Source organism: Enterococcus sp. DIV0176 (genome assembly GCF_050528535.1).
GTDB classification, from domain to species: domain Bacteria; phylum Bacillota; class Bacilli; order Lactobacillales; family Enterococcaceae; genus Enterococcus_B; species Enterococcus_B thailandicus.
In genome coordinates this window covers 376181-399162 of sequence record NZ_CP172879.1, presented here as the reverse complement: position 1 = coordinate 399162, position 22982 = coordinate 376181, and the positions used below count along the sequence as shown (strand labels likewise).

Annotated in this window: 21 protein-coding genes; 9 read left to right on the top strand and 12 right to left on the bottom strand. The window is 36.2% G+C overall.

What is annotated here, in order from left to right; all coding sequences use genetic code 11:
* The first annotated feature begins 418 nt into the window (after window positions 1-418).
* Window positions 419-1147, top strand: a complete 729-nt coding sequence (locus IGJ66_RS01925; RefSeq protein WP_067481371.1) for a LytR/AlgR family response regulator transcription factor — start codon at window positions 419-421, stop codon at window positions 1145-1147.
* A gap of 117 nt (window positions 1148-1264) precedes the next feature.
* Entirely contained in the window at window positions 1265-2473 is a 1209-nt protein-coding gene (locus tag IGJ66_RS01920) for an AI-2E family transporter (RefSeq protein ID WP_306297864.1), read from the top strand.
* Between the two features lie 56 nt (window positions 2474-2529).
* On the opposite strand, the gene treC is transcribed toward IGJ66_RS01920, so the two are convergent.
* On the bottom strand, window positions 2530-4161 hold the full coding sequence (gene treC, locus IGJ66_RS01915; protein WP_075492037.1) for an alpha,alpha-phosphotrehalase: 1632 nt from the start codon (window positions 4159-4161) through the stop codon (window positions 2530-2532).
* 250 nt (window positions 4162-4411) lie between these two features.
* Between treC and rbsR the strand changes: the two genes are divergently transcribed.
* The 5 genes from rbsR (at window position 4412) to IGJ66_RS01890 (ending at window position 10694) form a co-directional block, all read left to right on the top strand.
* A complete protein-coding gene (gene rbsR / locus IGJ66_RS01910) occupies window positions 4412-5425 on the top strand; it encodes a ribose utilization transcriptional repressor RbsR (protein ID WP_430616750.1) in 1014 nt (337 codons plus the stop codon).
* Window positions 5426-5533: 108 nt separating this feature from the next.
* Window positions 5534-6445 (top strand): ribokinase, encoded by a 912-nt coding sequence (rbsK, locus tag IGJ66_RS01905; RefSeq protein ID WP_430616749.1) that lies wholly within the window; start codon window positions 5534-5536, stop codon window positions 6443-6445.
* A 40-nt stretch (window positions 6446-6485) separates the two neighbouring features.
* On the top strand, window positions 6486-6881 hold the full coding sequence (gene rbsD, locus IGJ66_RS01900; protein WP_071868621.1) for a D-ribose pyranase: 396 nt from the start codon (window positions 6486-6488) through the stop codon (window positions 6879-6881).
* A complete protein-coding gene (locus IGJ66_RS01895) occupies window positions 6881-8254 on the top strand; it encodes a PTS transporter subunit EIIC (protein ID WP_067481383.1) in 1374 nt (457 codons plus the stop codon). Before rbsD ends, IGJ66_RS01895 begins: the two co-directional genes overlap by 1 nt.
* Before the next feature lie 331 nt (window positions 8255-8585).
* Entirely contained in the window at window positions 8586-10694 is a 2109-nt protein-coding gene (locus tag IGJ66_RS01890) for a glucosaminidase domain-containing protein (RefSeq protein WP_430616748.1), read from the top strand.
* Window positions 10695-11160: 466 nt separating this feature from the next.
* On the opposite strand, the gene IGJ66_RS01885 is transcribed toward IGJ66_RS01890, so the two are convergent.
* Together IGJ66_RS01885 and IGJ66_RS01880 are read right to left on the bottom strand one after the other, a co-directional pair.
* Complete coding sequence (locus IGJ66_RS01885; protein WP_430616747.1) at window positions 11161-12330, bottom strand: galactokinase; 1170 nt, start codon at window positions 12328-12330, stop codon at window positions 11161-11163.
* A gap of 18 nt (window positions 12331-12348) precedes the next feature.
* Window positions 12349-13383, bottom strand: a complete 1035-nt coding sequence (locus tag IGJ66_RS01880) for an aldose epimerase family protein (RefSeq protein WP_270608776.1) — start codon at window positions 13381-13383, stop codon at window positions 12349-12351.
* Between the two features lie 152 nt (window positions 13384-13535).
* On the opposite strand from IGJ66_RS01880, the gene IGJ66_RS01875 reads away from it, so the two are divergent.
* On the top strand, window positions 13536-14441 hold the full coding sequence (locus IGJ66_RS01875; RefSeq protein ID WP_271027439.1) for an AraC family transcriptional regulator: 906 nt from the start codon (window positions 13536-13538) through the stop codon (window positions 14439-14441).
* 125 nt (window positions 14442-14566) lie between these two features.
* On the opposite strand, the gene IGJ66_RS01870 is transcribed toward IGJ66_RS01875, so the two are convergent.
* From IGJ66_RS01870 to IGJ66_RS01835, 8 genes are all read right to left on the bottom strand, one after another.
* Window positions 14567-16378, bottom strand: a complete 1812-nt coding sequence (locus IGJ66_RS01870) for an FtsX-like permease family protein (protein ID WP_430616746.1) — start codon at window positions 16376-16378, stop codon at window positions 14567-14569.
* A gap of 12 nt (window positions 16379-16390) precedes the next feature.
* Window positions 16391-17143, bottom strand: coding sequence for an ABC transporter ATP-binding protein (locus IGJ66_RS01865; protein WP_430616745.1), 753 nt, complete (start codon window positions 17141-17143; stop codon window positions 16391-16393).
* Between the two features lie 8 nt (window positions 17144-17151).
* The gene (locus tag IGJ66_RS01860; protein WP_430617010.1) at window positions 17152-17514 is read right to left on the bottom strand and encodes a YxeA family protein; all 363 of its coding nucleotides are present in this window, start codon (window positions 17512-17514) and stop codon (window positions 17152-17154) included.
* 201 nt (window positions 17515-17715) lie between these two features.
* Complete coding sequence (locus IGJ66_RS01855) at window positions 17716-18588, bottom strand: SPFH domain-containing protein (protein ID WP_067481510.1); 873 nt, start codon at window positions 18586-18588, stop codon at window positions 17716-17718.
* 50 nt (window positions 18589-18638) lie between these two features.
* Window positions 18639-19127, bottom strand: a complete 489-nt coding sequence (locus tag IGJ66_RS01850) for a DUF5348 domain-containing protein (protein WP_067481398.1) — start codon at window positions 19125-19127, stop codon at window positions 18639-18641.
* A 137-nt stretch (window positions 19128-19264) separates the two neighbouring features.
* On the bottom strand, window positions 19265-20197 hold the full coding sequence (locus tag IGJ66_RS01845; RefSeq protein ID WP_430616744.1) for a DUF4097 family beta strand repeat-containing protein: 933 nt from the start codon (window positions 20195-20197) through the stop codon (window positions 19265-19267).
* A gap of 5 nt (window positions 20198-20202) precedes the next feature.
* Window positions 20203-20829: a DUF1700 domain-containing protein gene (locus IGJ66_RS01840; protein ID WP_067481402.1), complete on the bottom strand. Its 627-nt coding sequence runs from the start codon at window positions 20827-20829 to the stop codon at window positions 20203-20205.
* Window positions 20822-21139, bottom strand: coding sequence for a PadR family transcriptional regulator (locus tag IGJ66_RS01835; RefSeq protein WP_067481404.1), 318 nt, complete (start codon window positions 21137-21139; stop codon window positions 20822-20824). Before IGJ66_RS01835 ends, IGJ66_RS01840 begins: the two co-directional genes overlap by 8 nt.
* A 388-nt stretch (window positions 21140-21527) precedes the next feature.
* Between IGJ66_RS01835 and IGJ66_RS01830 the strand changes: the two genes are divergently transcribed.
* On the top strand, window positions 21528-22457 hold the full coding sequence (locus tag IGJ66_RS01830; protein ID WP_430616743.1) for a peptidylprolyl isomerase: 930 nt from the start codon (window positions 21528-21530) through the stop codon (window positions 22455-22457).
* Between the two features lie 144 nt (window positions 22458-22601).
* Here IGJ66_RS01830 and IGJ66_RS01825 read toward each other — a convergent pair whose 3' ends face one another.
* A complete protein-coding gene (locus IGJ66_RS01825; protein ID WP_285701804.1) occupies window positions 22602-22961 on the bottom strand; it encodes a hypothetical protein in 360 nt (119 codons plus the stop codon).
* Between the last annotated feature and the right edge of the window lie 21 nt (window positions 22962-22982).

The window sequence follows — 22982 nt, the reverse complement described above, 5'->3', positions numbered from 1 at the left end:
GAAATAAAAAATTAGTACACACACTCAAAAAAAGCATTTCTCACATCAAAACTGTGAACTTTTTTCACAAATTTCACAAGATCTAGTAATTATACATAACAGTTAAATGAAATCGGACAGTTATGAGCTGAAACATACATTTTTTGAGTGAACCGTTTTTGTTCACTTTTTTTTATTACACTTTTAACTAAGAGTTTTCAGCTATTTTTGGTACACCGTGGGGAAAAAGAATCTCTGACTAAGCAATAATCCTTAAAATTTAGATGATGGTTTCTCACGATAAACATTAGACTTCAGCTACAATCTAACGTTCAGGTCTCTAACTAACCGAACTGGAATGAACATAAAAAAAATAGCGTTCATTTACTGAAACATTGTTTGATACCTAGCAATTTATTTTAAGTGAAGGAGTATTGATATGATTCCGATTTATATTTGCGAAAAAGACCCACGGCAATTAGAAATTATCACAACTGTCATAAAAAATCAGATCACTCTTGAAGACCTCAACAGTCAAGTTGCTGTTTCTTCAACTGATCCAAATGAACTTCTTGAAATTGCCCGTCGTCGAACTGCTGATTTCGGTATTTATTTTTTGGATACGGAAATCCAAAGCCATGAATTAACCGGCATTACGCTTGGAAAAGAAATTCGTCAAATGGATCCATTAGGCAAGATTATTTATGTGACGGCTAACTCTGACTTCTCTTTAGAAATTCTAAAAAATCGAATTGAACCAACCGATTATATTTTGAAAGAAGATGTCTTTGAGTTAAAAGACCGTTTAGAACACATCTTAAGTAAAATCGTTCTTAACTTTCATAATTCTCAACCCCAAAAGGACATCTTTAAGCTAGAATTCAACGGAGAAATCAAATTTCTCCCACTAGACGAGATTCAATATTTTTCCACATCAGCAGTTACACCACATAAACTTGAAGTACACATGACTCATGCTCATCTTCAGTTCTACGATAAAATCAAAGATATTGAGAAAAAAAATAATTACTTTATTCGTTGCCACAAGTCATACGTTATTAACAAACTAAATATTCGGACTATTGATAAGAAAAAAAGAGAAGTCACTTTAGCAAACGGTGAAACAGTCCCCATCTCGATTCGCGGCTTAAAAAAAATTATTTCATAACAAACTTACTCCTCAACTCGTTAGCATTTTACTAATCGATTGAGGATTTTTTTTAATATCAGATTTCTTCCATATTTAGTTTGTTTCATTTTCTTTTTCGGTTAACTTCTGACTATAATAAAAACAAAAGAAAGAAAAGGAGGAAAAAAATTGAACAAAAAATCGAACGCTCGACTGATTCAATTTTTAGGGGGAAAAACTTCGTATTACGTACTGGGCTTGTTAGTAATGCTTGCCTTAGTCATTTATGTGTTTTGGCAAGTTGCCTTTATCTTTAAACCTTTAGGAGTTATTTTTGCAGCATCATTACCACCTGTACTATTTGCACTTATTTTGTATTATTTACTGGATCCAATTATTCGGCGTTTAAGTAAATGGATGTCACGTAATATTGCTGTTATTTTGGTGTATGTCTTGATTTTTGCCGTGATTGGTTTAGGAAGTGTCTGGTTTGCACCCTTTCTACAACAGCAAGCAACCGAGTTATTTGACAGCTTACCAAACTTATTTAATGATTTTCAAGAAGGTGTCAGAAATATTTTAGAACACACACCTTTTGCTAATAAATTCAATGAATTCTTCTCTTCAATTGATAATTTTACAGACCAAGCAACATCTTTCATTGGTAATTACTGGGAAAGTGGAGCGCAAAGTATCAGTAATCTGTTCTCTGCCGTAACAACTACTTTTATTACTCTGTTTACTGGTCCTATCGTTGCCTTTTTCTTGCTTCAAAATCCACATGGTTTCTACCAATCAGTATTAAAAATCGTTCCACCGGCATTTCGAAAGGATTTCCAAGAATTGACTAAAATCGCTAACCAACAATTAGGTGCATTTTTGAAAGGACAAATTATTTCTTCGTTTATTTTAGGAGCTATTTACTGGGTCACATTTTTACTCATTGGAATTGATTTTGCTAGCATCCTAGCTATTGCTGCTGGTGTGTTATGTATCATTCCATATATTGGACCATTCATTGCCTTCTTTCCTGGACTTTTTATCGCCTTCCAAGATTCAACTTTTATGGTCGTAAAATTTGTCCTTGTTTGGTTCATAGTCCAGTTGCTTCATGGTGACCTAGTCATTCCGCGTGTGATTGGGAACCGACTACAAGTTCATCCTATAACGATTTTGATTGTGCTGCTCGTTATGGGTGACTTACTTGGAATAATGGGTGTGATCTTTGGTATCCCAATCTATACTTTACTAAAATTACTGGTTGTCTTTGCTTTTAAAAAATTCAAGCAACGTTACAATAAGTATTACGGTGATAAAGGTGAATACGAAGAAGCTGATTTTTCAGAAGATGATTATTTTGATTGATATTTATTTGATAAAAAGAATTCCTACTCAATGAACAATTGAGTAGGAATTCTTTTTTATTTCACAAGTAATGCAATCGCTTGATACGGTTTAAGCGTTAATTCTTTGCTTACGACTGTATCAGAATAGTTATCAATCAGTCTTTCGCCTTCAACAAATTCTTCTGGAAGATCAACTGTGGTTGTTTCTTCATAAAAGTTTGTTAGAACAAGTAATTTTTGTCCCTCATAAGATCGTAAGAAGGCATAAACTTGTGGATGTTCTGGTGCGTAGGCTTGATAATCTCCTTCAGAAATTACTTGGTGTGTTTTGCGTAGCTGAATCAAGTGTTGATAATAGGCAAAAATTGATTGGTCTTTCTCATTTTTTGCTGCCTCAACATTGATCTCAGGATAACTGGCTCCCACCTTCAGCCATGGTGTTCCTGTAGTAAAACCTGCATGTTCTTCATCGGTCCACTGCATCGGTGTTCGTGAATTATCACGAGATTTAGCTTGGATTCTACGAAAGGCTTCCTGAGCTGACAAGCCTTTTTCCACTAACATTTGATAAGCATTTTTACTTTCAATATCAACATAATCAGCCATAGACGTAAACGCCGGATCAATCATTCCGATTTCTTCCCCCATATAAATATAAGGTGTTCCACGATTAAGATGAATCAATGTCGCTAACATCTCTGCTCCTTGTTTTCGGTAACGGTCTACTGACACAAAACGATTCAAAGCTCGTGGTTGATCGTGGTTATTTAAAAACCAAGCATTCCAACCATTTCCTTTACTCATCTCTTCTCCCCACGTATGGAACAAACGTTTTAATTCTTCAAAATCAAAAGCCGGAGTTGTCCACTTATCTCCATTTTCATAATCCACTTTTAAATGATGGAAATTAAAAGTCATTGTTAGCTCATGTCGACTTGGTTCAGTGTATAAGATACAATTTTCAACAGTAGTCGCACTCATCTCACCAACTGTGATAATCTCTGGATCTCGTCCAAAAGTTTCTTGATTCAACCATTTTAAGTAATCATGAGTGACTGGTTTGTCAGTATATTCAGGTTTTCCATCATTCACTGGATTGTCTTTCAGAACTTCATCCTTTCCAATCACATTGATGACATCAAAACGAAATCCTTTCACACCTTTTTCCATCCAGAAACGCACAACTTTAAACAGCTCTTCGCGAACTGCTGGATTACGCCAATTCAAATCCGCTTGCGTAATATCGTATAGATGCAAATAATATTTTCCTGTTTCTCCAAACGGTGCCCATGCATTCCCACCAAATTTTGAAACCCAGTCAGTTGGTTCATCACGGATATAAAAGAAATCTTGATAATATTTATCCCCCGCTAGTGCTTTTTGAAACCATTCATGTTCAATCGATACATGATTCAAAACCATATCAAGCATAAACTCAATCTGATAATCTTTTCCTTCTTTGATTAACGCTTCAAATTCTTCCATCGTCCCAAACAATGGATCAATAGCTAAATAATCTGAAATATCATAGCCATTATCTTTTTGTGGACTAGGATAAACTGGATTTAACCAAACCATATCTATACCCAGCTCACGTAAATAAGGTAATTTCTCTCGAATACCATTCAAGTCGCCAATTCCATCATGATCCGTATCATTAAATGATTTTGGATAAATTTGATAAATGACTTTTTCTTTAAATGACATATACTCTCCTCCATTAAATTATTCGTCTCCAAACTTATATATACAAGTTGCTCAAAATTATTATAGCTGAAAAGGAAGCGTTTGTAAAACTTACTTGACTATTTTCGACTAACTGCCTGCCTCATCCTAGTTCAAAAAATTTTTCTTTTTTAAAATCAATCTGAATCTACTTTTATCGAATGATTTCGTTTACTTCTTTAACATTTCATGGGAAAATAGCCACAAGATTTAGATAGGAGTATGGAAAGTCATGGTGAAAAAAAAAGTAACAATTAAAGATGTTGCACATCATTCCGGTGTCTCGATTGCCACTGTTTCGCAAATTTTAAATGGCAACGAAGATAAATTTAGTTCAAAGACGGTCGAAAAAGTCCTAGCTGCCAAAAATGAACTTGGTTACCAAGCCGATTATTTTGCGCGTCAAATGATTACGAAAGAAACAAAAACAATTGGTGTACTTGTTCCTGATATTACGAATCCTTTTTTCAATCTACTCATGCGAGGGATCGAAGAAATTTTATATCAACAACATTTCGTTACCATTCTTTGTAATGCCGACTCCAATCAACAAAAAGAAGTCCAGTATCTTTCAGAACTAACACGCCGTGGTGTAGATGGATTTATCATCGCTTCTTCTGCAATCTCGACTCAGGCAATCAAGGAAGATTTGCAACAACAAGGGCGTCCATTTATTGTCTTGGATCAAAAGAAAGCAGAAGATTTTAGTGACTCAGTGCGCACAGATGATTTTCGTGGAGGCTACTTAGCTGGTACACACTTGTTCTCTTTAAGACATCAACAAGTTGCCCTCGTTTATCCAGAGAATCCACCAGCAAATGTTCAAGAAAGAATCGAAGGGTTTAAATCAGCAGCAGATGCTTATCAAATTGACTACAATCAACTGCTTCTCATCCCGACAGCTTTTTCCAAACAAGGTGGTTACCAAATAACTAACCAAATCGTTGCTTCTGAAGCAACCGCCATTTTTGCTTTAAATGACGAATTAGCATTTGGCTTGTATCGCGGGCTAGAAGAATTAGGAAAAAAAATACCCGATGATTATAGTATTATTGGTTATGATAATGTAGATATGTCTGAGTATGTAAAACCAAAACTTACGACAATTGCTCAACCAATCTTCGAGTTAGGACAAGAAGCAGCGAAACTTTTATTAGAACGTATTCAGCATCCCGAAAAAAAACAAGAAGAGAAACTACTGCCAGTCCATTTAGAAAAAAGATTTTCAACAGCACCCTTGAAATAGCTTTCAAGGTGTGCTATATTTTAGCCAAGTTATTAAAACGTTTTAATAAAACGTTTTAATTTATTTTCTTGCAAGGAAAAATCTCATTGACTTTTTGGAGGTTCAAAAATGAACGCGGTTACAGTTATTGGCAGTATCAATATGGATACGACTTTACGTTTAACAAAAATGCCTAAACCAGGCGAAACACTACACACAAGTGACATCTTCCATTCAGGCGGAGGAAAAGGTGCAAATCAAGCTGTTGCAGCAAAACGTTCTGGTGCAAACACAGCTTTTATCGGTGCAGTTGGCGATGATAATGAAGGGGCTACTCTACTTGATTTATTGGCAAAGGAACAAATCGACATCTCTGGCATTTCTACAATTGCTGACACTGCAACTGGTCAAGCAATGATTATGGTTGACGATGCTGGCGAAAATAGTATTTTGATCCATGCTGGTGCAAATAATGCTTTTCATGAAGCAGAAGTTCAACAACAAAAAGCGCTGATTGAAAACAGTGATTTCCTAATTGCACAGTTTGAAAGTAGTTTAGATGCAACCTTGGCTGCTTTTACCCTTGCCAAAAAAGCTGGGAAGAAAACGATTTTGAATCCTGCACCAGCTCTTGAAACAATCCCAACAGAACTACTTGCACAAACAGATGTCATTATTCCAAATGAAACTGAAACAGAAATTATTACTGGAATTGAAGTAACAGATGAAGCAAGTTTATTCCAAGCTGCTACTGCTCTTCACCAACTTGGAATTGAAACAGTGATTATTACTTTAGGAAGCAAAGGTGCCTTCTACCACACTGCAACTGAACATGGTATTGTCCCTGCTTTTAAAGTAAAAGCAGTTGATACTACCGCTGCCGGAGATACATTCATTGGTGCCTTAAGTAGCCAATTGAATCCAGATTTTAGTAACTTACCAGAGGCAATTCGTTACGGCAATCTTGCTTCTTCTGTCGCTGTTCAAAGTTATGGTGCACAACCATCAATCCCACATCGTACAGACTTAACATTTGAATAACATGAACACATACATTTAATAAAAAAGGATGGATCTTGATATGAAAAAAAGTAAAGTTATCAATTCAGATATTTCTAGAGTTATTTCACAAATGGGACACTTTGACAAACTAAGTATTGGTGATGCTGGCATGCCCGTACCTTTTGGAACTGAAAAAATTGATCTTGCTGTCACGAATGGTGTACCTAGTTTTATGACTGTTTTAGAAAATGTCTTAGAAGAACTAGAAGTCCAATCAATTGAACTGGCAGAAGAAATAAAGGCAATGAATCCTAATGTACTAGAGCAAATCAAACAATTGATGCCTGAAACGCCTATCACTTTTATTCCTCATGAGGAAATGAAACAAGACTTAACGAATTGCCATGCGTTTATCCGCACAGGTGAAATGACGCCTTATGCAAATATTATTTTGGTGAGTGGAGTGGTTTTCTAATGGAAAAAATCATTCAACCAGAACAACTTTTATTGTCGGAACAAGTTCAGCTTTTGCTTACTCAACTAGGTGGAAAAAATAATATTGAATCGATTACCCCTTGTGCAACCCGATTGCGTATCCAGTTAAAGAAACAACCTGCGACTGAGTCAAATGAAATCATCCAACAAATTCCTGATGTAAAATATTTCATTCTTTTAGATAAATACGCAGAAGTCATCATGGAACAAGGATTAAGTGAAACGTATAAAGCCTTGAGCCAACAGTTGGATCAATCAGCAACCAAAGAAAAGTTGAACCCCATCGAAAAATTATTTGGCTTGATTTCTGAAATATTTACACCAATCATCCCGCTTTTTGCTGGTTCAGGAATTTTAAAAGGATTAGTTGTATTAGCAACAACACTTGGTTGGTTAAGTGAGACCAGCGGGACTTACCATATCTTAGCCGCTGCTTCCAATGCTGTCTTTTATTTCTTACCTATTTTTCTAGCATTTTCTGCAGCCAAAACATTTAAAGTCAACGGCTATATTGCAGGTGTCATTGCAGCTGCTTTGATTGAGCCAAATTTGACTGGTCTTTTGACAAGTGGAGGGAAAGCTTCAACTGATTTTCTAGGTATTCCCGTGGTACTAATGCAATATACATCTACAGTGATGCCAGCTATTTTAGGGATTTTCTTTTACTCTTTTGTAGAAAAATTTCTAAAAAAATATATTCGTGAAAGTATGCAATTAGTTTTTGTTCCCTTGCTTTCTTTAGTGATTACAGTCCCATTGACCTTAATGGTATTTGGCCCCGCAGGTGTGTACTTGGGTGAAGGATTAGCTGCTGTCATTACTTGGATGATGGACATTAACGGACCAATTAGTGGCGCAATTATTGCCGGTGGCTGGAATATCTTGGTGATTTTCGGTATTCAGTGGGCTGTCAACCCAGTCATGATTAGCAACATTTCAAGTTTTGGCTTTGACCGCATCGTTCCATTAACTGGAGCAGCAAATTTTGGAATGGCTGGAGCAGCTTTAGGTGTGTTTCTAAAAAGTAAACAGTCAAGAACACGCTCGATTTCTGGCTCAGCTTTTGCTTCTATTTTATTAGCCGGAGTCACTGAACCAACTGTTTACGGCATTGCAATTCCTTTGAAAAAACCTTTTGTAGCTGCTTGTATCGGTGCTGCAGCTGGTGGCGCAGTCATGGGCTTTGCGAAAGTAAAAGCAATCGCTTTTGTCTTTGGTAGCTTGACCACTCTTCCTGCATTTATTTCAAGTACATTTTGGTGGTACGTCATCGGACTTGCTGTCAGCTTAGTAGTTGCAATGATTACTACCTTAGTTAGCGGGTTTGATGAAACTTTAATGCCCCAAGAATAATCTTTCCTCCAAACAATGAGTTTTCTCACTGTTTGGAGTTTTTTTTATTTTTTACGTCCCTTTATTTAACTAATTTTTTGTCGAACTGCTCATCTTCTGGTACAATTGGATAGAGTATGCGTATCTTATTTTGAACCACACTCTTTCCCCAACAAAGTAAGAACGATACCCAAAAATTTAAGCCAGACAACTTTTACTCGTAACTATGCCAGCTACTCTGTCAGAAAAGTAGGTTCTTTCATTAAAAAATGGCGAACCACTTTACCAGTTAAAGAGTATTTTATGAACTACTTGGATATGAGCAAAAAAAAATGAAAAGGACTAGATGACTATGAAGAATAATAAGGCGATTCGCCTGTTAGCGGCTACGTGGCTCATTGCTCCGACTATCTTATCTACTCAGTCCGTTTTTGCAACAGAAGAACCGCAAGTTGCAACGGCCGAAAGTTCAGTCGTAGCCTCGGAACAACCCGAGACCAGCACGTCAGACACGACAACTTCTACTGACTCTTCCTCTCAACCAGAGAGCGAAACACCAGCAGAAGCTACTTACACAGCAACAATTAATCCAGCATTGATTGGCAAGATTACTATTACAACAATGGATGGTCAGCCTTTAACTATCAATGGTGGTGTCTTAACTGGGTTAACAGAAGGAACACAATTGAACTACACGATTACACCAGATGCTGGCGAACAAGTTGCATCTGTTCAAATTGATGGTGTTCAAACCGTTGATTACACAAATCAAACATTTGTTGTTGGCGCAGCCAACTTAGTAATCAATGCAACCTTTGAAGCCCTTCCTGATTCTTCAACAGAAGAATCAACAGAACCTTCGACTGCTCCAAGTGAAGGTACAGACAATACTTCAGATAGCACTACTGAAAATACCTCGGACAGCTCAACAGCTCCGACAGAAGACAGTACAACTCCTGATTCAAGCACTACAGAAAGCAGTAGTACAACAGACTCTTCTGATAAAGGTAATACATCAAATTCAAGCACTAATAAACCATCGAAGCCTGCTGGATCAACGAATAATTCACAAAAAGGTTCATCTAAACCAAGCACTGGGAATCATTCTTCAACAAACAATCAGCGACCTTCAACAAATGTAACACAACCAAAGACAGAAAGTCCTTCTGCTTCGACTTCTGACTTTGTCACAAAAACACCAACAGATGCCGTTTTACCAGCGAATACGACAAGCGTTCAGCAGGCCATCGTCAAAGAAGCATACAAATATCTTGGAAGTCCTTATGTTTGGGGAGCAAAAGGCGCTTCAACTTTTGATTGTTCTGGGCTAGCTTATTACGTGTATATGCAAGCTACTGGTCATTATATTGGTGGCTGGACAGGTGAACAACAATACGCTGGTACTCAAATTCCAGTTAGCCAAGCACAACCTGGTGACTTGTTATTCTGGGGACCATCTTCTGGTGTGACACATCACGTAGCAATCTATATTGGTAATGGACAATACATTCACGCCCCTCAACCAGGCGATCATGTTCGTATTACTTCCATTGCTGATTACACACCTGACTTTGCCGTCCGGGTGAACTTAGCTGGTTTGCCAGTAGCATCTGGATCATTAGCTAATTCTATTGGTTCCTCTGCTTTAGATAATCTAGGTGATTTTTCATTTTCTAAAAATCAATCAACTGATGATTTCTTAAAGGAAATTGCTGATTTTGCTCAAGAGATTGGACAAAAAGAAGGCATCTACGCTTCAGTAATGATGGCACAGGCTATTCTAGAAAGTGGTTCAGGAAATAGCTTATTGTCTAGCGAACCAAATTATAATCTTTTTGGAATCAAAGGCGATTTTGAAGGTTCAAGTGTTTCCTTTAACACACTTGAGCAAGACGAAGCTGGGCAGAGCTACCAAATCAAAGCGCAGTTCCGTAAATATCCTTCTTACAAAGAAAGCTTGGAAGACTATGCTGATTTAATCAAAAATGGTTTATCTGGAAATAAAGATTTCTATAAGCCAATTTGGAAATCTGAAGCTAAATCTTACGAAGATGCGACGAAATATCTTGAAGGTCGCTACGCAACAGATAAGCAGTATTCGAAAAAATTAAATGCGATCATCAAAGCGTATGATTTAACAAAATATGATGAAGCCAAAGAAGAACCAATTAAGACACAAACAAAATCAACAGAACAACTTCTAACGGTTCCAACTGTTTGGAAAAAGAATCATTTAACGTTTAGTGATGTGCTAGATTTACCTATCATTAAATCGAACATCAATTCACCCGCTTTCCTTTCTGGGTTGAAAGTCGCAAATGTTTGGGAGTTATGGTATCACTTCACTGTGAACCAGATTCCAGAAACACAAACGTTAACAGTTAAATCAAATGAATTACCAATGGTTAGTTTTTTAAGTTTAAACAAATCCTTTTGGTTAGACTTTCCACTTTTTAAATAAAGTAAAAGTGAGGTTGTAAAAGAAGTGCCCAGCTCTAATAAATAAAAACAAATTATCAGAAATTGTTCTTCAAATTTTTGAGTAATTTGGGCTTATTTTGAAGGAGTTGCTTCTTGAACACCGAGGGTAAGGTTGTGGCTCAAAGCGTCTAGCTCCGACAAGATAGCGAGCAAGCACTCAAAATAGATTTCCATATTTTGAAGTGGTTGCAAACTATCTTGAGGAGTTGCTTTGGGAACACCGAGAATAAGGTTGTGGCTCAAAGCGTCTAGCTCCGACAAGATAGCGAGCAAGCACTCAAAATAGATTTCCATATTTTGAAGTGGTTGCAAACTATCTTGAGGAGTTGCTTTGGGAACACCGAGAATAAGGTTGTGGCTTTAAACGTTAAGCTTCAAACAATTCGGAAAGAGGGGCTGTGACAATACGCTTGTCACAGCCCCTCCCTTTTTATATTTTCTTTCGCTTATTTGATCTTCTGTGCGCCATCCCCAATATGAGCAACATAGAAATCAGGTGCATAACCAATTTTTTCTAGATAAGTTTCTTTGACTTTTTCTTCAAATACAGGGATAGCTTCTTCTTTTACTAATGCAATCGCGCATCCGCCAAAACCTGCTCCCGTCATTCTAGCACCCAATACACCCGTTTGCGCTTGAGCTGCTTGAACTAAAGTATCCAACTCGATGCCAGTTACTTCATAGTCACGTTGCAATGAATCATGCGAGGCATTCAACAGTTGCCCAAATAAAACTAAATCACCCGCTACTAAAGCATCTTTTGCTTTCAATGTCCGTTGATTTTCTGTCACTGCGTGTTTGGCACGCTTTGTTAAAATAGCATCCCCAATCGCTTCACTGTAGCTTCGGAATGTTTCTTCATCTAATTCCCCTAATGATTGGATATCGACAACTGTTTGTAGGCGTTTCAATGCCTCTTCACACTCACCACGGCGCTCATTATATTTCGAGTCTGCTAGTTCGCGACGTTTGTTCGTATTCATGATTACAATTGCGTAGTCTCCTAATTCGGTTGGCACCATTTCATAGACTAAGGTATTCGTATCTAATAAAATAGCCTGTTCTTTTTGACCAAAACCAATTGCAAATTGATCCATAATTCCTGAATTGACTCCAATAAATTCATTTTCAACTTTTTGACCGATTTTAACCAATTCTAAACGACTAATTGGTAAATCATACAAATCCTCTAACATTACTCCTACTAGCAGTTCCAATGAAGCGCTACTTGATAAACCAGCACCATTGGGAATCGTTCCTTCAATCACAAGTTCAAAACCATGAGTAATCGGATAGCCTGCTTCTTGGACTTTTAGAATAAATCCTTTGACATAGTTTGCCCAGTTATCCTCTTTTGTATAATTTAAGTTATCCAAAGAAAAAGTAATCAAACCAACTTCTTCAAAGTTTAGCGAGTAAACTTTCACTTGATTGTCTTCTCTTGGCGCTGCTACACCATAAGTTCCATACGTAATTGATGCTGGAAACACATGTCCCCCATTGTAATCCGTATGTTCTCCAATCAAATTGATTCGACCTGGAGCAAAAAATGCACTGGTTGTTTTTTCCCCAAATAATTTATGAAATGCTGCTGTTACTTCAGCTATTTTTTCCATCTGATATCCCTCATTCATCTATTTTTTTATTTGATATTCTGTCACAAACTCACGTGCCTGGTTAGGTAAAAGCGTAATGTCGCCAAAGCTTTCAAATCGTTCTGATCCAGGAGCTTCTTGCGTTTCAAAGGTGATTCCGCCATGATTCACTAGTTTGTCTCCGCGCATAACTGGTGCATCATCACCAAAATTTGCGGTAAACAAGACAATGCTTCCTACATTGGTTGCAACTTGGATCGCAACCTTTTTATCTGGACTTGTTAATTTTGCTACTTGATTCATTTGTCCTGTTTTCTGTAAGAAAAACGGATGATCCATCCCGCCAACCATTTTGGCTTGTGGAAAATCACTAATAAAAACATCTGAAAGGACTTTTGGCGTTGTAAAATCGAATGCTGTCCCTTTGACCGGTGCGACTTCCCCTTTTGGAATCAAATCTTTTTGTAAAGGAGCAAAAAATTGACTTGCTAACCATAATTCATGCTGATCGATTGGTTCAGTTACATCTCCTGTTAGATTAAAATACACATGATTGGTTGGATTAAATAAAGTCAATTGATCGCTAATTCCGCGAATACTTATTCGCCAAACATCATCATTTGTTAAAGTATAGCGTGCTTCCACGTCTAAATTACCCGGAAAACCATTTTCTTGATTAGGACTTGTTAAATAGAAAATAACTGAAGCTTCATTTTCACCTTTGATAATCGTGTATGGCCAATTTTTCTTTTCAAAGCTAGGATCTCCACCATGTAAACAATGTCCTGTTTCTTCACTGACTTTTGCCTGATACTCTTGATTGTCTAGATAAAATTTTCCCTTAGCGATTCGACCAGCTGTTCGACCAATTGTTGCACCGATATACGCGTCTTTCGAAAGATATTCTTCTGCATGATCAAATCCTAGGATCAATTCACGTTTTGTTCCATCAATTAGCGTCTGTAAATGAACGATTCGTGCGCCAAAATCAGTAACAGCCAATTCTGTTTTTTGATCATTGATTAATGTAATCAAATGGGAATCATTTCCAAATTCTTGCTCTTTGATTTGCATACTGTCGCCCTCTTTTCATTCCATAGTTGATTATTTCTCATTCATTATATCAAGTAATCGCTTTCTTTTTATTACTATCATGTGATACAAATTTAACTTTTTGTTGCATTTTTTTCCGAGTAAGCGTACCTTGAAGAAAAGGGGCTGAGCAGATGGAACAAACTGTATTTTTACGAAAAGAACATCATTTTTTATCAAGTGAACTTTACTTTAATTTTTGTGGATTTTCTAAAACCATGCCTTTCCACTCTTTTGGACCAGCTATCCGACAACATTTTGTTCTACATATCATCTTGGATGGTGAGGGTGTGTACTCGGTCAATCAGCAAAAGTATCATTTAAAAAAAGGAGATTTATTTCTCATTCGTCCAGGCGATCAAACTTTTTATCGCTCTGATGTAACCAATCCTTGGGTCTACGCTTGGCTTTCCTTTGGTGGAAAAGAAGCAGAGGAATTGATTAAGCATTCCCCTTTTAAAGAAAATGAGTATACGTTTCGCTCAAATCAGTTAGTTGACTATAGTCAATTGATTTTAGCTTGTTTTGATTATGCGCCAGACACGCTACTAAATGAAATCAAATTGAATGAGTTGTTGTATCGCTTTTTTGAAAAATTACTAGTAGATGGTGGAAAAAATCACTTAAGTACACCTCAAAATATTTCACGTTTAACGATTGAAGCAATCGAATACATTCAAGCCCATGCAACAGAGGAACTCACTATCCAAGAAGTTGCTGACGCATTATCGGTCAACCGTAGCCACCTCTCCCGTACCTTCCATGAAAATATTGGGGTAAGTGTCAAAGAATGGTTATTAGGTATCCGAATCAATCGTGCTGCTTTTTTATTGTTGATGTCAGATGATTCCGTTGAAAATATTGCTTTTCAGTCCGGCTTTCATAGCTTAGTTGTCTTTAGCCGAATCTTTAAAAAAAAGACTGGTGAAACGCCAACTGCTTATCGAAAACGAGCTAGTCAGAAACAGCACACCAATCTTTCACTGGAATCTATTATGGAATTATTAGAACAGCAAGCAATTGTAGGACGTGCAACATGATTTTTTTGTAAAAAAAACAAAGATATACACAAAAAGTAGTTGTTCCGTTTTTTTTAGGTCAGAAAGCAGATCCGCAAAAAATAGAGGACTAAAATGCGCGCGCATTTTAGTCCTCTTCCTGTTTTTTATGCTTTCTTTTTCAATACGATTCCCGTATACAACCATGTCGTTATTACATAATAAACAAAGTATAAGACAAAGAAAATTGTAAATGGCAACCACAAATTATCGTAAGGATCACTCATCAATAATTTGAACATTTGTAAGCCGAATAGGACGTGAACAACACCTAAAAGTCCTGGTGCTAAGAATAAGACACCAATTTCTCGGCGAATCGATTGTGTTAGTAACCCTTGACGTGTACCAATTTTTTGTAACATTTCATAACGCACTTGATCGCTCTTACTTCCAGAAAGAATCTTGAACATCAAACAACTTGCTAACATTGTCAAGAAAGCTAAGCCTAAGAAGAAGCCCATAAATTCAAATCCTGAAAACATACCGTTAAACGTATTGTAAACATCTGCTTTTTGCGTAAAGCTGTAGTCAACGTTTTTTAGTTCTTCATTATTTGCTTTATTTTCCGCTACCAGTTTTTCAAGGTTACTCAATTGCTTGTCAAAATCTGTTACTTGAATAAGTTGTAAAGTCGTTTCAGGTAAATTCAACTGACTGAATTCTTCTTGTGAAACCAATTTTATTTCTTTTGGTTGCTGTTCAGGCAACTCATACTCCCGTAAACTATCTTGTAAAGTAAGCTCTTGAGCCAATTGTGTTGCTGTAATTTCTTTGTTCTTTGGTTTGATATTTCTATCGCCATTCATTCCTTCTTTCACAATAAATGGCGTTTGCTCAAATTGTTCAGAAAGATAGTAAATGGTTTGTTCATCTTCTTTTTGCGTATAAGAAGCATTCACTTTAGGATCTAGTTTTGCAACCTCTTGTTGATCAATTTTTTGCGCGTTGTTCAACACGACATCATAAACAGTAAAGCTATTTGTCATTTTTGAAATTTCATTTTTGAAGCCCAAACCGACAGTGAGCGCACCTAATGCTAAAGCAAACAACATTGCTACCATCGAAAGCATTTGTGTATATTCGCGAATTCGAAAACTTAACTGTGATAAAGTAAAATTATTCAGCTTTCTTAATGCGATACCATCTGCTTTTTTCAGTAATGATAAACAGAAGATAATGACCGAATGGAAAATAAAATACGTCCCTAAAACAATCGTAACCAAAGCAATGACGATTCCAAACAACTGGAATTTTTCTAAGTTTTGCATCATGTAATAGCCACATGTTAAGCTGGCAATCCCCAACACAACTTCAAGGAAAAATAAAAACTTATGTTGCTTCATTTGTGTCGGAGTTTGATCCGCACGAATCAATGTTAAGATTGGTTTTTTAACGATTGAAAATGCATTAACAATGGCTGCTAATAAAAATAAAATAGAGAAGAACACAATCGTAATCAACAATCCATGAACGCTAAATGGTGAAAAATGAGAGATTTTTATATTTAATTGTTGGACTAATAAATGACTAACAATACTAGTCAATCCCACCCCAACAACTGAGCCAACCAATGTTGCCAAAATCCCCACAATAAAGGTTTCTGAAAAAATCATTTGCGCAATTTTTCGACCCTTAGCACCTAGCATCATAAACATCGCATAATCTTTTTGACGCATCGTCATCAAAAATGAATTAGCATACAGGATATAGACAAAAGTGATAATACTCAATAATACTGAACCTAGTCGAAAGATAATAACTGTTGATGAAATCGTTGAATTACTTGTTAGAAAGGCTTCATTACTTGCCATTGACTCAAACATGTAAAAAATTGCTGATGCCATAACTAATCCTGAAAATAGGACAAGATAATCTCGCAAGCGACTCTTAATACCAGTAAGTGATAGTTTCCAAAGCATATTCTCTCCCCCTTACTGTTCCAAATTTCCTAGGATAGTTAAAATTTGACGATAAAATACTTCACGACTTTGATCGCCTCGTTTAACTTCTTGATGGATTCCGCCATCTTTGATAAATAAAATTCGTTGACAATAACTTGCTGAAAAAGGATCATGTGTTACGAGTAAAATAGAAACGTTATCTTTTTGGTTCAATTCATCCATTGTATCTAATAGATCCCGCGCACTCTTGGAATCTAACGCTCCGGTTGGCTCGTCACCTAATAGAATCGTTGGTTGGGTAATCAATGCTCTAGCAGCCGCTACACGTTGTTTTTGTCCACCAGAAATAGCTGAAGGATAGCTGTCTAAAATATGGCTGATTGATAAACGTTCTGCAATTTGTTTGACTCTTTGCTTGATTTCTTTTGGACGAACACCTTGCAAAGATAATGGTACTGCAATATTTTCTTGTGCTGTTAAGTTTTCCAATAAATTGAAGTCTTGGAAAATGAATCCAATTTCTTTGGCACGAAAATCAGCTAGTTGATTCCCTTTTAAAGTAGTTACGTCTTTTTGATTGATTCGAATGTGACCATCTGTTGGTTTATCTAAAGTAGATAAAATATTTAACAAAGTTGATTTACCAGAACCAGATGCTCCCATGATTCCGATAAATTCACCTTTTTCTACTGAAAATGAAATGCCATCTAAAGCTGTTGTTTTCTTTTCATTATTTTTTCCATATACTTTTGTTACATCTTGAATTTCAACAATTTTTTCCATTTTTACGCCTACCCTTTAGTTAATTTTTCTTGTGCTGCTTTAGGTATTGCTGATTTTTCAACTTCTTCATAACCAGTTACACCTTTATTTTTATTCCAGACTACTTTAAGATACGCATTTTTTCGCAACGGACGTGTTTGCATGCCCTCAAATTCTAAATCTTTTTCTGCACCTTCTTTGTTAAAGCCCGGCAAAGTATATTGATACGTAATTACCTCTTGATTTTGGCTATCTTTTTGAACTAATTTTTCACCATTTGTCGTAATTTGTACATAATAGTCATCGCCACCTAAAACTACGGCATCCGCTATTTTCAAACCAGCGACTCCGATACCAGCGACAATCAATAAGCCAATCAGAAATTTTTTCATCATTTTGCCCTCTCTTTTAACTTGATGAACTAAGTATAGAAAAAAAGAAACGAACATGCCTTAGATTCCTCTATCAGTCATCTTTCAATATTGTTAGCACGTGTCAAAGAAGGCCTTTCGACCTGATAATGAACTTTCTTCAAATAAAAGAGAGTGAGGCAAACCGCCCCACTCTCTTTTTTTTTTACTTTCAATCATTGTTTATTTTCGGTCAGTTAAATCCCCTGTGTTAATCACCGGCTGCGTTCCTTTATCCGTAATAATCGAGACTAACAAGTTATTGATTAGTTGAACTTTTCGGTCATCCGTAAAGTTGATTTCTTGACCCGCTTCAATTTGTTCCAGTGCCATTTGAGTCATTGTTACCGCACCTTCAACGATTGTCTGACGTGCAGAAAGAATTGCTTTTGCTTGCTGTCTTTGCAACATGGCACTCGCAATTTCAGTCGCATAAGCTAAATGATTCAATCGTGCTTCGATGACTTCAACTCCGGCAACAGCTAGACGTTCTTGAAGTTCTGTTGCTAATTTATCTGAAACTTCGGTCGTATTTCCACGTAAAGTAATATCAGTATCATTGAAAGTATCATATGGATATTGACTTGCAATATGACGAACAGCTGTTTCACTTTGGATTTCCACAAAGTCTTGATAATAAGCAACATCAAACAAAGCTTTCGCCGTATCGACTACTTTAAAAACGACAACAGCAGAAATCTCAATTGGATTTCCATCTAAGTCATTTACTTTTAAAACAGAACTGTTAAAATTTCGAACTTTAAGTGATACGTTGATTTTATTGGTTAACGGAACCGTTAGAAAAAAACCATTCTCTTTAATTGTTCCTAAATAATTACCAAAAAGTAAAATAGCTTTTGATTGATTTGGACTGACCACAGTTGCTGAACTAACTAATAAACAAGCAATTCCCCACAAAATAACACTCATAATTATTAACGCTGGACTAGTTGCTACCGTTCCAAAATAGAATAAAATGGCACCCATGATTGCTAAAACAATGACACCAACTAAGCCAATATACCCATTGATATAGAGTGCTTTTTTCTCATTCATTTTCAAAATCTCTCCTCCTTCTGCACAATAGCATCAACTTTCTTTACTGACTATTCCGTTATTCTCAGTCTTGCTAATGCACCTTCTAATTCCAAATCTTTATCTTCGCTGATGAACCACCCTGTTGAGTGCGTTCCGCCAGCAGCTTTCGGCAAATACTCCAATCGAGTTCTGACCCAGTGTTTTTGTTCTGTAAAGTAATCTTCAACTAAAATTTCCAAATCCATTCCCGCATTAAGAACAATATTTTTTCGGACAGACTTAAAAATAAAGCGTTCTTTACTAGCATCATATTGTAAAACACCAGTATCCGTGATTGGCAAAGAGTAATAATCCATCTCCTTTTTCACTTTCATTAAATGGCGAAACATTTCATTATGTACTTGTTCTAACTGACGGCCTTCTGAATTTTTGGGATACTCAATCGCTACTTTTTCATTGTCATCATCATAATACAATTCGTTCAATGATTTTAATTGCGCGTGTAACTCAAGCATTTTTTCTCGTAGTTGTTCTCGCTGAACATCTTCTGTTTTCATTTTCCCCACCCTAATTCTTTTGCTAAGTTTCAACATCTCATTTGTCTATACCTATCTTACTATAAGAAAACAACTTAAGCGAAACAAAAAATGATATTGAAACAAAAAAACTGTCTCAATACCATTTTTCGGAAATTCTATTCAGTTTCATCTTCCATATGGCTATCCATGTGATCCATATGATCCCCCACATCGCCCATGTCATCCATTTCGTCCATCTGTTCACTCATCGAATTTTGGTATTTTTCATCCATCCATTCAATAAATGTATCTTTACCTTCAATCGTTAGTCCTTTTTTCGAATTTCCTTTTTCAAAAGAAGAGCCTTCACGTGTTTCATTGTTTACTTGGAAAGTTGAATCTCCCGCAAGTGTCAATTGATACCCAGGAACATCGACGTCATTCAATCGAACAGAACCATTTTTAGCAACAATCGTACTTGAGTCTGTCAACGCACTGTCATAAAAGTAAAAATTACTTCCCTCACCAGTAAAGTTTCCTTTTTTAGCCTTTAATCGACTGAAATCAACAGAGCTAAATCGGTCTTTGACTGTCACTGAATCTGTTTTTAAACCAATAAAACTCAACCAGCTATCTGAATATGAGTCAACCGCTAAATTTTTAGTTGTAATATCTGTCATCGTTAAGCGATTATTGCTGCTTTCAATCGTAATATCACTTAATGAGATTTCTTTTGGTACCGTAATTGTTATTTCTGGATGAGTATCTTCTAAACTAATTTGCATTGGATATTCTTGTTTTCCTTTTGCTCGAATCGACAGAGTTTGATCTTTGAGAACAACTTTTGGTTCATCCGACTTTTCATATTGCGTCGTAACTTCAAAATCCAATCCTTGTCTGATATTGATCTCTTGATTTTCTGCTTGGATAACTAAGTTTTTGATTTCATTCGCCTTAAATTTTTCCGTATGTTCTTTCATATCCAATAGTTTAGGTCCATTTTCCCAAACGATTGTTTTTTGTGCTCCTGCAGTGTACGTTCCTGCTACCAGAATTCCACCAAATAACATAAAACCTGTACCAATCAATAAAAAGTGTTTTAGTTTCATTTTACTCACCTCTCATTCCCATCATGTGTTGGATGAAGACCACGTCTAGTAACAAACCGACGTCCGACCCATTTAACAAAACGCATAATCAACTGGGCTAACCATTTTGTTAATCTCACTAAAATCGGAGTGAAAAAGATGGCTGCACCAGTCGCAAACAAACCTAGTCCAACGAAGAATAAGCCACTGACAATCGATTGTCCCAAAACCATCAGTCCTGCTAACGTCATAACCACACCTACTCCTAAAATCACAATACAAACAACATAGATACTAAAAATAACTGCGAATAATGCGATGATCAAACCAACCAATACAGCAACAAATAACAATGCTAATGGAATCAAGATTGGCGATGCAAATAATCCAAGTACAATTAACCAAATCAAACGCATTTGTCTTTTTGGACTACTTTGTTGTACCTCTTCTTGCCCTAAATCATCTGCTTCCGAAAAATAATTGATTTTTAACTTCAACGCAAACTGTTTAGGTGTACCATATTCTTCTAAAATTTCATCAACTGTCTTACCTGAATCCAAAAAATATTCTTCGTAATATTGGATCAAATCAAAACGGTCAGCTTCAGGAATTTCTTGAAGTTCATTTAAGACCTCACTTAAGTATTCATTCATGTCTATTATCCTCCAATAACCGATCTAAAGAGTCTCGAAAAACAATCCATTCATCAATAATTTCTTCCAAATGTGTATGTCCGATTGGTGTTAAACGATAATATCTTCGATTTCGACCTTCGAATGGTTCATCATAGGTTTCTAGATACCCTTCTTGTTTCAACCTTCTTAACACGGGATACATGGTAGATTCACTAATTGATAAACTTTCTTGCACAATTTTTGTTAGTGCGTATCCATACATATCTTCTCGGCTTAATGCTGCTAACACAGTTCCATCAAGAAGAACCGTTGGAATTTGAATATGCATAGCGCCACCTTCTTTTACAATATTTTTAATTCCACTATATTGTATCAGATATAATATAGTTAAGACAATAGATTATAAAGTTTATTTTAGAAAAACAACATCCGAGCACAGAAGAATCTTGCTCTCAAGAAATATAGTGATACACATTTCTTCATTCGTCATGTAACTTCTTGATCACAAGAAATTGTCTACAAAAAAATTTTTCAAGAGACCACCTTCAAAGCTACATTACAAAATTGAAAGTGGTTTATGCTAGCTTTTAATGGTACGGTCGAAATGAGCATTTATTTATAACTACTTAGTTGAAGAGGAAGCATAAAAAATGAATTATTCTCTAGTTCCTAATTCACTTCCTGCCTTCACTAAAAAATTTGGAGGACATTATTCCGTGAAAAAAACAAGCTTATTCCTACCTATCTTCATCAGCCTGTTCTTCTTGGCTGCCTGTACAACGAATCCCGAAAACCAAACAGCTATTAGTTTCAAAGGTGGAACTATCTCAGAAAAAGACATTTTTAATCATTTAAAAAAAATTCAAGGAGCTGATGCAGCTGTTCAGCAGTTAGTTGTTTATCAAATATTTGACAATAAGTATGGGGCTACCTTATCTACCAAAGAAATTGACGCTGAATTTGATAAAACGAAAGACAGTTTAGGTGACTATTTTGAAGCACAGCTAAAGCAAGCTGGCTTTACTGAGAAAACATTTAAAGAAGAAATTAGACAACAATTGGCATACAAAAAAGGACTAGAAAAAAATGTCGAACTAAAAGATGAGGATCTACAAGAATTGTGGGCGTCCTTCCATCCAGAAGTAAAAACGCAACTTATTCAGTTACGTAGTGAAACGGATGCCAACGAAGTGAAAAAGGCTTTAGCTGCTGACGGAGATTTTTCTGAATTAGCAAAAGAAAAATCCATAGAACCAAATGTAAAAAACGATGAAGGAAAAAAGACCTTTGACTCCGGAACCGAAACGATTGCAAACGAAGTAAAGGATGCAAGCTTCAAGTTAAAAGACGGTGAAGTCTCAAATCTAATTACGGCAACCAATCCAAAAACAATGGCAAAAGAATATTACCTTGTTAAAATGCTTAAAAATCAAGACAAAGGAACTGACAAAAGCCACTATTTAGATGAGTTAAAAGAAATCGGAACAAAAGCTAAATTAGCTGATCCTGAATTTATCAAAGCAACAATCAGCAAAGAGTTAAAAAATGCTAATGTCAAAATTAAAGATAAAGACTTTGAAAATAGCTTACAGTCATTCACAAAAGAAGTACCTGATAAAGAAGAAACAACAGCTACAAAAAAATAAACAGTCTTAACATTCAAGAATTGATTTCCGTATACAACAACGCACTGAAAACAATTACTTTTAGTTTTTCAACTAAAGATTTCTTGTAAAAAAGGGTCGTGACAAAATTTATGTCACGACCCTTTTTACGAATAAACGTTATTCTCAGAGCAACTCCTTCGGAAATAACTCAAACCAGCTCAAAAATAGGTGAAACTCTTTTCGGATAGTCCTTCTTATTTCTTGGAAATAACTATCTTTATCGCGGTCTTCAATAACACTATGTAAGACAGCAACAAGTTCAGCAATAAAAAAATAATCAGCCACTCTATGTTCGCGGTTGAGGACTGGTTCCTTTTTTATTTTGGTTAGCCAAGCTAAGATGCCAAAAATGATTGTCGCGATGAATACACAAAAACCGACGATTAGCTCTAAAGCTGATTCAACTGGTAAAAAAGTATTTCCTTTCTCTGAATCAAGGAAATACGCACCTTTGCTTCTTCTCACTTTTGATTGGCTAGCCACCGGCACAAACTCTAGTTTCAT

Coding starts and splice junctions, on each gene's coding strand:
- IGJ66_RS01885 (WP_430616747.1), bottom strand. CDS start 12,330: ATGGAAAAAATAGCTGAAGTAACAGCAGCATTTCATAAATTATTTGGG.
- rbsD (WP_071868621.1), top strand. CDS start 6,486: ATGAAAAAAAGTAAAGTTATCAATTCAGATATTTCTAGAGTTATTTCA.
- treC (WP_075492037.1), bottom strand. CDS start 4,161: ATGTCATTTAAAGAAAAAGTCATTTATCAAATTTATCCAAAATCATTT.
- IGJ66_RS01860 (WP_430617010.1), bottom strand. CDS start 17,514: ATGAAAAAATTTCTGATTGGCTTATTGATTGTCGCTGGTATCGGAGTC.
- IGJ66_RS01835 (WP_067481404.1), bottom strand. CDS start 21,139: ATGCATATTCAAATTCCAACGGTTCTTCTTGATGGAACTGTGTTAGCA.
- IGJ66_RS01925 (WP_067481371.1), top strand. CDS start 419: ATGATTCCGATTTATATTTGCGAAAAAGACCCACGGCAATTAGAAATT.
- rbsR (WP_430616750.1), top strand. CDS start 4,412: ATGGTGAAAAAAAAAGTAACAATTAAAGATGTTGCACATCATTCCGGT.
- IGJ66_RS01880 (WP_270608776.1), bottom strand. CDS start 13,383: ATGCAAATCAAAGAGCAAGAATTTGGAAATGATTCCCATTTGATTACA.
- IGJ66_RS01895 (WP_067481383.1), top strand. CDS start 6,881: ATGGAAAAAATCATTCAACCAGAACAACTTTTATTGTCGGAACAAGTT.
- IGJ66_RS01850 (WP_067481398.1), bottom strand. CDS start 19,127: ATGAAAACAGAAGATGTTCAGCGAGAACAACTACGAGAAAAAATGCTT.
- rbsK (WP_430616749.1), top strand. CDS start 5,534: ATGAACGCGGTTACAGTTATTGGCAGTATCAATATGGATACGACTTTA.
- IGJ66_RS01840 (WP_067481402.1), bottom strand. CDS start 20,829: ATGAATGAATACTTAAGTGAGGTCTTAAATGAACTTCAAGAAATTCCT.
- IGJ66_RS01875 (WP_271027439.1), top strand. CDS start 13,536: ATGGAACAAACTGTATTTTTACGAAAAGAACATCATTTTTTATCAAGT.
- IGJ66_RS01845 (WP_430616744.1), bottom strand. CDS start 20,197: ATGAAACTAAAACACTTTTTATTGATTGGTACAGGTTTTATGTTATTT.
- IGJ66_RS01855 (WP_067481510.1), bottom strand. CDS start 18,588: ATGAATGAGAAAAAAGCACTCTATATCAATGGGTATATTGGCTTAGTT.
- IGJ66_RS01870 (WP_430616746.1), bottom strand. CDS start 16,378: ATGCTTTGGAAACTATCACTTACTGGTATTAAGAGTCGCTTGCGAGAT.
- IGJ66_RS01865 (WP_430616745.1), bottom strand. CDS start 17,143: ATGGAAAAAATTGTTGAAATTCAAGATGTAACAAAAGTATATGGAAAA.
- IGJ66_RS01890 (WP_430616748.1), top strand. CDS start 8,586: ATGAAGAATAATAAGGCGATTCGCCTGTTAGCGGCTACGTGGCTCATT.